Source organism: Kovacikia sp. CALU 1929 (genome assembly GCF_056784235.1).
Genome location: NZ_JBXBCF010000066.1, coordinates 19156 through 34016, shown reverse-complemented (window position 1 = coordinate 34016; position 14861 = coordinate 19156). Strand labels below are relative to the sequence as shown.

The window sequence follows — 14861 nt, the reverse complement described above, 5'->3', positions numbered from 1 at the left end:
AGATTTCGGGGGCTGGGCAGAGATTGGACTGCGCCTCAAATCGAACGAGACTGGTCTTCCTCAGCTACTCGATCAGGGTGGTGCTGAATAGCAGTATGAATTGGAACGAAGTTTCACTTCATACAACTCCCAATTCATACCCAAAATCAGCAACGCCCTCGAGCAGTTAAAATGAGGGAAATATTGGCTGGTATCGTTTCACGGATTTTTCCCATGACCATCGCCAACTCCCCATCCCATCTCACCCTGCCGAATCACAAGCAGTTGCCGGAGTCCGATGGTACTTTTGTGAAAAACTTTCAAGAGCATCCCCAAAGCTTGCTACTTACCAGTTCCATCATTCCGGTTTTGGATGCGTTACATCCTGATGGACAGTATGCGATCGGACAAGATTGTGGTATTTACTGGCGACTGACTGAGCCACTGGATCGTGGCGCTGAAGCCCCTGACTGGTTCTATGTCCCCAATGTCCCCCCCCTACTTGATGGGGAACGACGTAGATCCTATGTCCTGTGGAAAGAGATTATCGCACCCTTAATTGTGATCGAGTTTGTGCCAGGAGATGGTACTGAGGAGCGCGATGTGACTTCTCCCTTTGCCGAGGGCGAATCCAAAGCTGGGAAGTTCTGGGTGTATGAGCAGGCAATTCGAGTGCCGTTCTATGCGATCTATGAAGTCGAGAAGGCTTCGGTAGAGGTCTATGAACTGGTGGGCAACGGTTACCAGCGATCCGTTCCAAATCAGCGAGGGCATTATCCGGTGCCACCCTTAAACGTTGAACTGGGAATTTGGAGCGGAAAACATTTCAATCAGACCTTGCCCTGGTTACGCTGGTGGGATAGCGAGGGCAATCTTCTCCTGACCGGGGACGAACGGGCAGAGCAGGAAAAGCAACGGGCGGAACGTTTGGCTGCCAAGCTACGAGAGTTAGGGGTTGATCCAGAGAGCCTTACTTGATGCTGAGCGAGATTGTGAGTAACGCGGCGGCTGCAAGCGCAGCCACTGTCCGAAGGTGGTTCCAGAAGGTCCAGTTGGTCAGATACATAGTCCACAGGCTGGCAGCATCCGGACTATCGGGTTGGGCGATCGCCAGTGCATCATTCAACGGTACATTGCACAGGATAGTGACCAGAACGGTTCCAGTCAGATAGAGGAAACTACCAGCCAGTACATAGATAGCGCCCGGTTGATGCCACTTCAGCAATGCCGCAACCGCCAAAAATAGGCAAACTAGAGCCGTGCCAAAGATCGCAATCATAAACCAGGGATTGATCGCGGTGATATTGATCGACTGCATCGTGGCAATGCCTTCTGATGTTGGTCGGCGGGCAAGGGCGTTCATCACAAAAGTCGAAAAGGCAAAGAAGACTCCAGCGACCAGCCCACAACCCAGCGCTGAGAACAGTTTCAATGAAAAAAATAAGGGATCAACCGTTACCATAGGTTCATTTCCTCCTGGTCTGCTAACGAACACTCCCCACGCCATTTGGTTTCTTGATTCATTCGAGTTATTTCCTTTAATAACCTGTTGACAACTCAATCGAGCAAACGTAGAAACAATCTGCCCTATGCAGCCACTAGCTCAATGATTTTGGCGCGGGCATTGGCGATCGAAATACAGGCTCGATAAGTGCTGCCTAAACGAATATCCAAATGTGCCCATCCAAATTTTGAAACCCATGTCCGCACCTAAAACCATAACTGGTTGATGCCGATAAAAATGGCTGTAAGTCATGAGATCAGAAGCTGTTCGAGACGGTTGAGAGTCTCACGCAGTCCCGCTTCCATGCCGGATTGGAGATGTCCATCCCGCTGCTCCCTTGACTGGTGTTGGATGTGGATGTGCAGCGTTGTTTTCCCGCCTTCCTCGGTCAGCGTGAAGGTATTCAGGTGATCGCTGTTGGGAATGGGTTCGTAGCGTTCGGTGGAAACTAATCGTTCCGGTGGTACAATTTCGCGGTACTCGCCTGAGAACCCATGTTCAATGCCGTTGCTGGAGTCATGCAAGACATAGCGCCAGTTGCCACCCACGCGCAGGTCAATTTCGCACACGGTCATTGTCATGCTGGTACAACCCCCAAACCAGCGCTTAACGTGCTCTGGCTGAGTCCATGCCTCAAACACGAGTTTCCGTGGAGCATTAAACACACGGGTTACGAGGATTTCTCGATCCGATGGCAAGGTTAATGCAAAACCATTGTGCTGCTGTTCGGCTTGCTTCGCTAAAAATTCGTCAAGGCAATCAAAGCTAGAATTCCATCCGGCGACGACTCCCATCTCTTCATGCTTGCGGCGATCGCTCGCAGATGCATGGGTAATTTGGAGGGTGAGTTTTGTCTTACCGTCCAGATCCTCAAACACGACTGTCATTACCATTCCCTGGGGCAAATCTGTATTGATCACCTGCTCAAAGCCTTCGTCAAATTCATCAGTCGTGACGATGCGTTCAGGGGGGACGATTTCACGAAACACCCCTTTACCGGGGTATTCGGTACCATCAGGACCAACCATGACATAGCGCGATTGACCACCCGGACGCAGATCAAATTCAGTGACACGGGTTGTAAAGCCTTTGGGTCCCCACCACTGGGCAATGTGTTGTGGCTCTGTCCATGCTTTAAACACAAGTTCGCGGGGTGCATTGAAAACGCGGGTAATGACGATCTCGCGTTCGCTTTGCGTGTCAGTGGCGCTATTTTGGCTTACCATTTTGTTTCTCCTTAGAATGGAACGTTACAGGCTATGGTTCACGACCCTGTTTCTTTTCCTCTGCTTGTAATTCTTGGAGGTAATCGTCCAGGCGATCGAAGCTTTCCTCCCAAAATTGGCGATATTGCTCAATCCAACCTGCCGCATCCTTTAGTGGTTCTGCCTCTAACCGACAGGGTCGCCACTGAGCCTCTCGACCCCGTGCAATCAATCCAGCACGTTCTAACACCTTAAGATGCTTTGAAATGGCAGGCAGGCTCATTTCAAATGGTTGGGCTAATTCAGTCACCGATGCTTCACCCCGAGCAAGATGAGCCAGGATAGCCCGCCGAGTCGGATCAGCAAGGGCAGCAAAGGTGACGCTCAGTTGATCAGTGGACATTTAGGTTTGGACGGCTTTATTTAACCAACTGGCTAATTAACTAATAGGTTAAATGTACTATCCCAGAATGTCAAGCGCTGATAGATTCTATTTCCTAAACTTTTGGGTTGCGATCGCGCGCTTACGAACTGGTGGCAGAGATAACACAGCGCAGTGAATGCAGCGAGATGGTATGAAATGCAGGGCGGTGCTTACGGACAAAAGGGGAGTGCCAACCTTTGTAAGAACCAGCGCCAATCGTGAAGTCACCAATCAACAGTATGGGTTACGCTCGTAGCCTGCGTCATGGCTGTGCTAATGCTAATCAATTTCTACCCTTTAGTAGGTGGTATTTGTACTGGGCTGAGTATAAAGTTATATACACCTATTGCATCTTGCCATCTACCAAATGTTCAATTTATGTTCTGCCATGAAGATCAGAGCATTGGGAACAAGGGCAGGGTGAGGCAGTGAATGGTATAGCAACCTATTTGTTGTAAAACATCTATGGAAAGTCGAAGGGATCGTCGCTGTAATCCTTGGGCTAATGAACTGGATGATTTGATTCGTGGGGCTTCGGGCGGATTCCTGTTCGGCATCCCCCTGATCTATACGATGGAGGTCTGGTGGATTGGGGCTTCTGTGAAGCCACCGCGAATGTTGCTGGCGTTGCTACTGACTTTTGTGATCGTATTTATGTTGAATCGCACCGCAGGCTTTCGCAAAACAGAGGATACTTCCGTAATCAATGCATTGATGGACTCTGTAGAGGCGATCGCCCTGGGAATGGTTTGCACCAGTTTAGTGCTGGTGTTGCTCCGAGAAATTACATTTAATACGCCCTTGCATGAGACGGTAGGCAAAATTCTTTATGAAGGAATTCCGTTTACCCTGGGAGTTGCCTTAGCTAATCAGGTTTTGAGTGGTGATCGGCAGGGAAATGACGAGAAGAGCGATCATCCTTCCCGAACGAAGGACAAAAACGGAAAACTGAATGCTACCCTGTCTGATGTTGGCGGCACTATCATCGGTGCTATCATCATTGCTTTCAATATTGCCCCTACGGATGAAGTGCCCATGCTGGCATCGGCGGTTTCAGGTTTGCGTCTACTGGCAGTCATGGCGGCATCTTTATTGATTTCCTATGCGATCGTATTTGCAGCAGGGTTTGCCAATCAGCAAAAACGCCACCAGCAGCAAGGTATTTTTCAACATCCAATGAGTGAAACGGTCATCTCATATCTGATCTCCCTTATCAGCGCAGCGGTGATGCTGGTTTTCTTTGACAAACTGAATTGGGATGACCCCTGGCAACTGTGGTTAAACTACACGCTGATTCTGGGCTTGCCAGCAACGATTGGCGGGGCGGCGGGACGGTTGGCAGTATGAATCAGAGGCAGAAGGAGGATCATTGGCTACAAAAGACGAAGCGACCGCCCCGTAATTCGGCGGAATGGGTCACTTTTAGTGTTTCCTTTTTCATTTTGGTGGCGATCGCTGGGTTAGTGGTTTACTCCTGGATCACCAAACGGCAGGAACCTCCTATTCTGACCCTTGATCGCACTGAGTCCATTAGAGAAATTGATGGTAAATTTTATGTTCCCTTTGAAATATCGAATAAAGGGGGAGAAACGGCTGAGTCTGTCCAGGTTGTTGCAGAATTACAGATCAACGGACAGGTGGATGAATCGGGTGAATTTGTGATTGATTTTCTTTCTCAAGACGAGAAAGAAGAAGGCGCATTTATCTTTGACAAAGATCCGCGCAAGGGCAACCTGATTTTGCGAGTTTCCAGTTATAAACTTCCTTAGGCAGAGGAATTCAATGTCATACCGACTTTGAGCGTATTGCCAAGCACATGAAACGTGATTGGATAAAAAATGTCAACTATAGGATGGATGAGCTTTAGCCCAGCCTCAGCGAAGCCATGCACTAGGTTATTAGCGTAATCATGCGACGGTGAGTTACGTGCCTTAACCCACCCTACAGTAAGTCTTACGTTTAATTAGCCTACCTTCTTAACTCTCCAGCCATCAAAAAGTATTCCTGGAAACTTTTTGTTCTTTGGGAATAGATTTAGAACCCTTACTTCCAAGGAAGGAGGAATCGAATTGAAGCGTTCGTTACATTCTAAGAGATGTGGAAAGCGAGTTTAGATCTATGAATAACATTCAAGAAAACATGAAACCTGAAAACATGCAGAGAAATTTGGAAGAAAGCTTGCCCAAAAATCCTGATCAAGTTCGGGATAAGTTCCAGGCTGCCCATGAAAGAGAAGAAGGAACTATTGAGAAAGGGAAAGAAGCATTCCAGGAGAATATAGCTAGCAAACTTCCGATTCCCACTCCTAAATCTGGAATTACGGTTGGTCAAGCTAGTGCCCATGAAGTCAAGTCCCGCCTGGAATGGGGTGAACCCGGTCTAACTATTCTAGATATCCGCGATCGCGACGCTTTCAATCAGAGCCATATTCAAGGTGCGATGAATATGCCAACGGATACGCTGCGTGACATGGCTGAATTCAGCCTGGAAGCCAAGCGGGATGTTTACGTTTACGGCACTAGCGATGATGAAGCCGCTTCTGCGCTTAATCTCCTGCGTGAGGCTGGACTGGAACGGGTGGCTGTCATCCAGGGTGGAATGAAGTCCTGGCAAGCGATTGGGGGCCTGGTTGAAGGTCCGGCTACCGATAACAATCCGGGTCCTGCTGCTTACAATGTAGTCTCTCGTCTGAAGGAGTTTGCGGAAGAGAGAGCCAGAGAGCGGCAAATGAAATAACCATCAGCACTGATTTGGATCGATCGTGGGTTTAACCCACAGCGGTTCAGCCAAGGTTGCCATCATTTCATCATTCCTCGCCCTCTGCTACTCTTCTACGGAAGCGGCAGGGGGCGAGAATTGGCGGATATAGCAATTTCTAAACCAATAGTTATGGCAACACCGTCAGCAGCGATCGTGGAAGGTTCGCTTAATCACATCTAACTGTTGTTCACGGGTTAGTTTAATGAAGTTGACGGCATAACCAGAAACACGAATCGTAAGCTGAGGATATAGTTCAGGATGCTCCATGGCATCGAGTAATGTATCACGATTCAAGACATTCACATTGATATGGTGCCCGCCATCGTGGAAGTAACCATCTAACAGACCCACGAGATTGGTCAAGCGATCGCCTTCTACCTTGCCGAGTGCGGTTGGCACAATCGAAAATGTATTTGAGATACCGTCCTGCGCGTAGGCGTAGGGAAGTTTGGCGACTGAAGCCAGTGAGGCGATCGCGCCCTTGCTATCCCGCCCATGCATAGGATTTGCGCCGGGTGCAAACGGTTCACCTGCCTTCCGTCCATCTGGTGTGCTGCCAGTCTTTTTACCATAAACCACATTGGAAGTAATCGTCAGAACAGACTGGGTTGGCACAGAATTGCGGTAGGTCTTGTGTTGCTTCAGTTTATTCATGAAGCCTTTCACCAGATCGACGGCAATTTGATCGACCCGATCGTCATTGTTACCATACTTTGGAAAGTCTCCTTCAATTTGATAGTCAATCGCTAATCCATGTTCATCTCGCACAACCTTGACTTTGGCGTATTGGATGGCTGATAGCGAATCTGCTACCACGGACAATCCAGCAATACCACACGCCATGGTGCGGAATACATCGCGATCGTGCAATGCCATTTCTAACCGCTCATAGCAGTATTTGTCATGCATGTAGTGGATGACATTGAGGGTATTGATGTATGCCTTTGCCAGCCAGTCCATCATCCGATCAAACTTTTGCATTACCTCGTCATAGTTCAGATAGTCAGCGGTAATGGGAGCATAAGCGGGTCCAATCTGTTCACCCGATTTCTCATCCTTACCGCCATTGATGGCATAAAGCAGCGTTTTTGCTAGATTCACCCGTGCCCCAAAGAACTGCATTTGTTTACCAATCCGCATGGCAGACACACAGCAGGCGATCGCATAGTCATCCCCCCAATAGGGGCGCATCAAATCATCATTCTCGTACTGAATCGAACTGGTTTCTACGGAAACTTTGGCGCAGTAACGTTTGAACGCGATCGGCAATCGTTCTGACCACAGGACAGTCAGGTTGGGTTCCGGGGCAGGACCTAAGGTGTAAAGGGTGTTGAGGATACGGAAGCTGGTCTTGCTAACCAGTGGTCTACCATCTTCACCGATCCCACCAATACACTCCGTTACCCAGGTAGGATCACCAGAGAACAAATCATTGTAGTCCGGTGTTCGTAGGAAGCGCACCATACGCAGCTTCATCACAAAATGATCGATCAATTCCTGAAGCTCTGATTCGGAAATAGTACCGTTCTGCAAATCACGCTCAAAATAAATATCTAGAAAGGTCGATACCCGTCCTAGAGACATCGCTGCGCCATTCTGCTCTTTCACCGCTGCCAGATAAGCCAGGTAAAGCCACTGCACAGCTTCTCTGGCATTGGCAGCGGGGCGGCTAACATCCAAGCCGTAGCTTGCTGCCATTTCTTTTAGCTCAAACAAGGCTTTAATCTGTTCATTGATTTCTTCGCGCAGTTGAATGGTATCCGCATCAATCGTGTCAACTTCCAGTGATGTCAGTTGGTCTTTTTTGGCATCAATCAGGCGATCGCAGCCATACAGTGGTACACGGCGATAGTCACCAATGATGCGTCCTCGCCCATAGGCATCGGGTAGCCCGGTAATAATCCCGGAATGGCGAGCCAAGCGAATTTCTTTGGTATAGCCATCAAATACGCCATCGTTATGGGTTTTGCGATATCGGGTAAAGACTTCCTCGGTCGTCGGGGCGAGTTTATAGCCATAAGCCTGCAAGGATGCTTTGACTACACGAATGCCGCCCAAAGGCATGATCGCTCGTTTCAGGGGTTGATCGGTCTGCAACCCTACAATTTGTTCCAGATCCCGGTCAATGTAGCCAGGACTGTGGGAAGTAATCGTGGAAGCGATCGCCGTATCGACATCGAGAATTCCTTTGTCTCGCTCCTGTGCCATTAAATCTTTGACTTGACTCCAGAGGCGTTGCGTCCGAGCGGTTCCACCTGCTACAAACGATTCATTCCCCTCATAGGGTGTGTAATTGGATTGGATGAAGCCACGCACATCCACTTCATTCATCCAATTGCCAGAGTGAAATCCTTGCCATTGCGCAAACATATTGTTGTTGCCTCCTGCTTGAATAGGCAGTCAAGGTTTAGTGATGAGTCACAAGGGTCAAGTTGCCTGTTTCTCGTCTCCATCCGGTTATAGAACAAAAGTTTGGGGAACTTGTGAGGACTCTAAGGTTTTGCAGGTGGCTTTAAAGTTTCTGTGGCTTACCTATTGAGCCTGGGGTGAATGGATCAACGTTCACGGCGTTAAAGCACTTGCATGTAGAGATGATGAAGCTTATGAGCTAAAGAAGCGAAGCCTCTTTTTTTACGGCAAAGTTGGGAATTCTTAAAAAAGGTGGGACTGGAATTCAATCACACGCCAGTCTGTATGGGCAGGTTTAACCATGCTAAGTAGGTGGGTTGAATTAAACGTAGGATGAGTTAGCGTAGCGTAACCCATATTGCTCAAAAGTTTGTTGTTTGATCAAGAGGCTGCCGTATCTTACAAATAATTGCGCCTGTCTACTTACCAGCAACTGTTCGGTAATGCTGATATAGCGTTTTTGAATCCAGTGAGGTACATGGATAGTTATAGAACCCTTGAGTCAAACAGATGAGATGTACCTCACCCAGAAAGGAAACGCTATGGAGGGTAGAGTCAATTCATCCCCGCTACTCCTCAAACTGATTGAAGTTCTGCTACTTAAAAACTGCATGGTTAGACTCTAACAGGGTTCTACGAATAATTTAAGCTTGGAAGCCGTCAATCTCATCCTTTTATGGACACTTCTCAAATTATTGTGTTGGTAAGTGGTTCTGCTACAGATAGAGTCACCTATCGTAACTGGCTTCAGGATGCCTTCCCCACCTACACATTCCTGGAAGTGGACTGTGGCAAAGCAGCCCTGGAGATTTGCCAGCAGGGAATGCCGACGGTGATTTTGCTAGACGATCTCCTCCCCGACCTGGATGGGTTGAATTTTTTAGCCCAACTGAAGCAGCAAACTGTCTGGCAGCCAATGCCTGTGGTGGTTCTGGGCGAGGATGAGGTCGCGGTGGCTGTTCAGACGATGAAGCGTGGGGCACAGAACTACTTGGTCAAGCCCAAACTGACTTCCGCCATCCTCTGCCGCGCTGTAGAGGAAGTAGCCGGGAACCCAGAGTTCGCGCCAACCCAACCACCGCCCCATAAAGCTCAATCCATTCTCCTGGAGCAACCAACCCAAGTAGCTCTGAAGCAGGAAGATTTCTTTGCATCCGCAATTCTAGATGTGGTAGAGGCGCTGGTTGTGGTCATGGATTGCGAGGGACGAATTGTCTGTTTTAATCGGGTATGCGAACAGGTCAGCGGCTATTCCTCGACAGAAGTGATGGGTCAGCTATTTTGGGATTTCCTGTTGCTCCCTGAAGAGATTGAGGCAATTAAAGGTGTATTTTATTCTCTGTGTTCTGGGCAGTTCCCAAACAAGCATCAGAATCATTGGGTAACCAAGCATGGAACCCGGCATCTGATTGCCTGGTCAAATACAGTTTGGGTCAATGGAGCGGGGACGGTTGAGTATGTGATTGGCACTGGAGTGGATTTAACCGATCGCCAGCGTGCCGAAGCAGAACGTCAACAGGCGGAAGCCTTGCTCAAGCGTAGTGAGGCAACCAATCGTGCCCTTATCCAGGCAATTCCAGACTTGCTCATCCGTATGAGCCGGGATGGGGAGTACCTTGGGATGACCAGTTGCAGAACGATTAAGGGTGCCTATCCGGTAGACGCTGTGCAAGACAGTGCTACCTTTGCAGCCGTGTTTCCCGACTTAAGTCAACAAAAACGGCGCTATCTCCAGCGGGCACTGGAAACGGGAGAACTACAAATTTATGAACAGGAAATTCAGCTTGGAGATTCGACGCAATTTGAAGAAGTGCGAATTGTTCCCAGTGGGATGGATGAAGTTTTAGTTATTGTGCGAGATATCACCCAAGAGCAAGCCACATTGCGCGAACTGAGACAGGTAGAAGCATCGCTGAGACAGAGCGAAGCAACCAACCGCGCTATTTTTGCAGTCATCCCTGATGTTTTGGTACGGATGAGCCGGGATGGGCGCTGTTTAGATTTTGTGACCGGGACCGAAAATCAGACGTTCTACCCACAGGGTGCCCTTCCGGGGTTAAACATTGCGGCATATTTGCCCGCTCCTCTGGCGAAACAGCGGCTGCACTACATTCAATTGGCGATGGAAACGGGAGAGTTGCAAATTTATGAGCAGGAAATTCAAGTTTCAGACACCGTTCAAGTTGAGGAAGTACGCATTGTGCCGAGCGGAGCCGACGAAGTTCTGGTGATTGTGCGCGATATCAGTGAACGCAAACGAGCAGAAATTGCGCTCCAGACGAGTGAAGCTCGTTTCCATGCATTCATGAACAACAGCCCAACCGCTGCCTGGATTACGGATGCCAATGGGCAGATGCTTTACGTCAGCCAAACCTACTGCCAGATATTTAATCTGAGAACTGAGAACCTGATTGGGAAAACAGTATTTGAACTTTTTCCGGCTGAAATTGCCCAGCAGTTTCTAGATAATATCTGCTGGGTGGCAGAGACTGGGCAGGTCAAAGAAATTGTGGAGAGTGCGCCCAAACAAGATGGCACGATCGGTCAATTTCTGGTTTATAAGTTTCCGTTGCCGGAACCGACTGGGCAAAAATTAGTCGGGGGTGTGTCGATCGAAATTACTGAGCGATTGCAAGCAGAACAGGCATTGCGACAACTGAATCAGGAACTGGAAGATCGAGTTGAACAGCGAACCGCAGCCTTAAAGGCAAGCGAAGCCGTTTTACAGGCAGTGTTTAACCAGGCGGGGGTTGGCATTAACCTCACCAGTCCGGATGGGCAATATCTCAGGGTAAATCAAACCTACTGCAATATCTTGGGCTACACTCCAGAAGAACTGCTGCAAAAGGACTTCAAGCAGATCACCTATCCAGAGGATCAGGAAATAGGTTTGCAACAGTGCCAACGATTGTTTGCAGGAGAAATTGATGGGTGCTCCCTGGAGAAACGCTACATTCGCAAAGATGGCAGTCTGGTTTGGGTCAACGTTGCTGTGACAGCCGTGTACAAGACTCCCGGTGAAGTCGATTATGCGATTTGTATCGTCGAAGATATCGACTACCGGAAACAGGCAGAGGCACAATTACGTCACAGTGAAGCTCGTTACCGTGCCATTGTTGAGGACCAGACTGAACTGATTGCCCGGTTCGCACCAGATACGACCATTCTGTTTGCGAATGAAGCATATTGCCGTTACCTGGGGGTGAAGCGCGAAGAAATCATTGGGACGAGCTATGCCCCCACAATTTTTGAGGCAGACCGGGAACTGTTTGTCCGACAGGTGCAGACCATGAGCTTTGAAAATCCAACGGTGATGATCGAGAATCGGCTCATTATCAATGGTGAAATACGCTGGACCCAGTGGATCAACCGCATGTTGTTCGATGATCAGGGCAATTTTATTGAATATCAGGCAGTGGGACGAGATATCACCGATCGCAAACGAGCAGAAGAGAAATTACGGCAACAACTCGAACAGGAAGTTTTGGTTGCAACGATTACCCAGCGAATTCGAGAATCACTGAATTTATCGACCATTTTGAATACCACGGTTGCTGAAATTCAACACTTCTTACAGGCAAGTCGGGTATTGGTTTATCGTTTATTGGCAGATGGTTCAGGACAAACCGTGGCTGAAAGTCGAAAGCCGGAGTGGCAATCCATGCTGGAACTGCGCTTTTCTAGCGAAGCATTTCCGCCAGAAGGTTACCAGCGCTATGTGCAGGGGCACGTTTATGTGTTATCCGATCGCAACCAGGAGTCAGTCATCCCCTGTATGACTCAATTCATGCAGACCTTCGATATCCAGGCAAAGTTAGTTGCGCCGATTATTCACCAGGAGGTTCTTTGGGGCTTGTTAATTGTGCATGAGTGTGGGGCACCGCGACAGTGGCAAGCCTGGGAAGTGCGGTTACTTCAACAACTGGCGAACCAGCTTGCGATCGCAACGAAACAATCTGAATTGTACCAGCAGCTTCAAGCCGAACTGCGTGAACGCGAACAAACCCAGGAATTGTTAGAGCAAGCAAATAATGGCCTGCGCATCTCTAATCTGGAGTTAGCCCGTGCCACCCGTCACAAAGACGAATTTCTGGCAAACATGAGCCATGAACTGCGAACCCCCTTAAATGCGATCCTGGGTATGTCAGAGGCTTTGCTAGAGAAAATCTGTGGTCCCCTGACGGAGCAACAACAAAAGGCGATTACCACGATTGAGAAAAGCGGCATTCATTTGCTGGAGTTAATTAATGACATTCTGGATCTGGCAAAAATTGAAGCCGGAAAACTGGAGTTGAATATCACCTCGGTTGCGATCTCACCCCTATGTGACTCCAGCCTTTCGTTTGTGAAACCAATGGCAAACAAAAAAGGAATTCAATTGAGGTCTCAAATTCCACCTGAGCTAGGTTGTATTAAAGCCGACGATCGCCGCTTACAACAGGTTCTCATCAACCTCCTGAGCAACGCAGTCAAGTTCACTCCTACGGGTGGTTCTGTCAACTTAGAAGTCTGGATTGAACAGAACGCCAATCCCCAAAGAATTGAAGATCCAAAGGTGCGCGGACACCAGGCTACGGAGACAACCTTAACCAATCTCTCCCTATCGCCTCTTCCCACCCTCTATCTTGCTGTGAGTGACACCGGCATCGGCATTGCTGAGAAATATTTTGACCAGATTTTCCAACCATTTCGGCAGATTGATAGCTCCCTCAGTCGCCAGTATCCTGGAACAGGGTTGGGATTAGCATTAGTGTGGCGTATTGTAACTATGCATCAAGGTACCATCTCTATAGAGAGTAAAATAGGGGAAGGATCCCGTTTTACGATTTGCTTGCCCAATTATCAGGGACTGCCCAGGGCAGAGGACTAATGGTTGAGAATCCGGTTCACAGGATCAAAATCGTGGATTGAATAAAATGCCGGTTTCAGCCCTCACCCCCGTCCCTTCTCCCCAGGGAGAGGGGTGCCGGAGGCGGGGTGAGGGAAATTGCAAATTTCATCTTATTTAATTCCCATTCCTCAGGAGCGCTAATTGTGGAGAATCCAGCATCTATCTTAGTTATTGATGATGAACCCAATAACTATGATGTCATTGAGATGCTGCTTATGAATGATGGGCATAGGCTGAGTTATGCCCCTAGTGGCTTCGAAGCATTGAGTTATCTGGAACAGACCCAACCGGATTTAATTTTGCTGGATGTGATGATGCCCGGTTTGAATGGGATTGAGGTTTGCCATCAGATCCGCGATAATCCACGCTGGCAACATATTCCCATTATCTTTGTGACCGCACTGAACACGAAAGAAGATCTGGTTAGTTGCCTGGAAGCAGGGGGAGATGATTTCATCAGCAAGCCTGTCAATCGCCTGGAGTTGCAAGCCAGGATTCGTTCTATGCTGCGAGTAAAACGGCAATACGATGCTTTGGAAGCCACCCTGCAATTGCGAGAGGATATGTCTAACATGGTCGTGCATGATCTGCGAAATCCCCTCAGTAGTATCCTGCTGGGTTGTAAACTGTTACAGCTTGCAGAATTGCAGGAAAACCAACAGAACAAAATTGAGCGAATTACTGTTGCTGGACAACAGCTTCAGTCAATGATTGACAGTCTGTTGATGATGGCAAAATTGGAATCAGGCAAGCTGGTGCTAAATCGAACAGAGGTAGATTTGTGCGCCTTGGGCATGTCGGTGCTCAGCGATTTTGAAGCGATCGCCGCCCAGAATGAAGTCACCCTAACGAGTGATTTGCCAGCACCGGGAGGCAGCGTTTGGGTGGATGTCCCAATTTTCCGGCGGGTGTTAGACAATTTGCTTTCCAATGCGATCAAGTTTTCGCCTGTAGGGAGTGAAGTTAAACTTGAAATCTCCTATGTCCCCAATGGACAAGCCAGAATTCGAGTTTTTGACCAGGGACCAGGGTTGAGTGCCAAGTTACGCCAGGGCATCTTTGAGAAATATGAAATTGTCCAACTGATCCAGGGAACTGCCCAGACAGGCTTAGGGTTGGCATTTGTTAAGCTGGCGCTCTCAGCTCATAATGGCAACATTTTGGTTGAAAATAACACACCCACAGGCTCAATTTTTATCGTCGAAGTTTGAGGGTAGGAGCCAGACAAAATTGGTGCTGCATGGGTTAGGCTGCGCTAGCCCATGTCATAGTCCGTCACCTTTTTTACTGTCAGCAAAATACGCACTTAAATGCTGTACTCGTAGCATTTCTAACAAAACAAAATTTATTATCCTCAGATGACGAATTTTGATTCAATCATTTATAAATGAGTGGGTGAAATCTTATGAGAATTGTACGGTGATCGCGGGAGCTTGTGCCAGGTTGTTGGGGTAATCATGGTTTTATTTTGATGATCCGTGGCATTTGTTAAAAACTATTTTTCTTATGGGTCATCACCATTGACGTTAATCTGAATACAGTCATAATGGTTTAGGCAGGATTAGACAGAGTGGGTTCTGACCAACCATCCTTTACTTTGCCTGGTTAACAAAATTTCTGTGGTTGGCAGTTCAAATCCTATCTAATGTAAGCAAAGTTTGCGGGGGAGCTTTGCTTACATTTTAGTCA

At 48.2% G+C, this 14861-nt stretch carries 11 protein-coding genes; 6 read left to right on the top strand and 5 right to left on the bottom strand.

Going from position 1 to position 14861, the window contains the following annotated elements; all coding sequences use genetic code 11:
• Window positions 1–213: 213 nt before the first annotated feature.
• Entirely contained in the window at window positions 214–957 is a 744-nt protein-coding gene (locus AC1S52_RS14290) for a Uma2 family endonuclease (protein ID WP_482029691.1), read from the top strand.
• Here the strand turns inward: AC1S52_RS14290 and AC1S52_RS14285 are convergent.
• The 4 genes from AC1S52_RS14285 to AC1S52_RS14270 all read right to left on the bottom strand — a co-directional run bounded on the left by AC1S52_RS14285 (window position 950) and on the right by AC1S52_RS14270 (window position 3091).
• On the bottom strand, window positions 950–1441 hold the full coding sequence (locus AC1S52_RS14285; RefSeq protein WP_482029690.1) for an anthrone oxygenase family protein: 492 nt from the start codon (window positions 1439–1441) through the stop codon (window positions 950–952). The two genes, AC1S52_RS14290 and AC1S52_RS14285, sit on opposite strands and share 8 nt — an antisense overlap.
• Window positions 1442–1566: 125 nt before the next feature.
• Entirely contained in the window at window positions 1567–1689 is a 123-nt protein-coding gene (locus tag AC1S52_RS14280; protein WP_482029689.1) for a hypothetical protein, read from the bottom strand.
• 42 nt (window positions 1690–1731) lie between these two features.
• Window positions 1732–2709: an SRPBCC family protein gene (locus AC1S52_RS14275; RefSeq protein ID WP_482029688.1), complete on the bottom strand. Its 978-nt coding sequence runs from the start codon at window positions 2707–2709 to the stop codon at window positions 1732–1734.
• 31 nt (window positions 2710–2740) lie between these two features.
• A complete protein-coding gene (locus AC1S52_RS14270; protein ID WP_482029687.1) occupies window positions 2741–3091 on the bottom strand; it encodes an ArsR/SmtB family transcription factor in 351 nt (116 codons plus the stop codon).
• Window positions 3092–3577: 486 nt separating this feature from the next.
• On the opposite strand from AC1S52_RS14270, the gene AC1S52_RS14265 reads away from it, so the two are divergent.
• The 3 genes from AC1S52_RS14265 (at window position 3578) to AC1S52_RS14255 (ending at window position 5848) form a co-directional block, all read left to right on the top strand.
• Window positions 3578–4459, top strand: a complete 882-nt coding sequence (locus tag AC1S52_RS14265) for a TIGR02587 family membrane protein (RefSeq protein WP_482029686.1) — start codon at window positions 3578–3580, stop codon at window positions 4457–4459.
• The gene (locus AC1S52_RS14260; RefSeq protein WP_482029685.1) at window positions 4456–4881 is read left to right on the top strand and encodes a TIGR02588 family protein; all 426 of its coding nucleotides are present in this window, start codon (window positions 4456–4458) and stop codon (window positions 4879–4881) included. The genes AC1S52_RS14265 and AC1S52_RS14260 overlap by 4 nt, the downstream gene beginning before the upstream one ends.
• Before the next feature lie 349 nt (window positions 4882–5230).
• The gene (locus AC1S52_RS14255) at window positions 5231–5848 is read left to right on the top strand and encodes a rhodanese-like domain-containing protein (protein ID WP_482029684.1); all 618 of its coding nucleotides are present in this window, start codon (window positions 5231–5233) and stop codon (window positions 5846–5848) included.
• Window positions 5849–6013: 165 nt separating this feature from the next.
• On the opposite strand, the gene pflB is transcribed toward AC1S52_RS14255, so the two are convergent.
• Complete coding sequence (pflB, locus tag AC1S52_RS14250; protein ID WP_482029683.1) at window positions 6014–8242, bottom strand: formate C-acetyltransferase; 2229 nt, start codon at window positions 8240–8242, stop codon at window positions 6014–6016.
• A 715-nt stretch (window positions 8243–8957) separates the two neighbouring features.
• Between pflB and AC1S52_RS14245 the strand changes: the two genes are divergently transcribed.
• Window positions 8958–13151, top strand: a complete 4194-nt coding sequence (locus AC1S52_RS14245) for a PAS domain S-box protein (protein WP_482029682.1) — start codon at window positions 8958–8960, stop codon at window positions 13149–13151.
• A gap of 164 nt (window positions 13152–13315) precedes the next feature.
• Complete coding sequence (locus tag AC1S52_RS14240; protein WP_482029681.1) at window positions 13316–14383, top strand: hybrid sensor histidine kinase/response regulator; 1068 nt, start codon at window positions 13316–13318, stop codon at window positions 14381–14383.
• The last annotated feature ends 478 nt before the right edge of the window (window positions 14384–14861 follow it).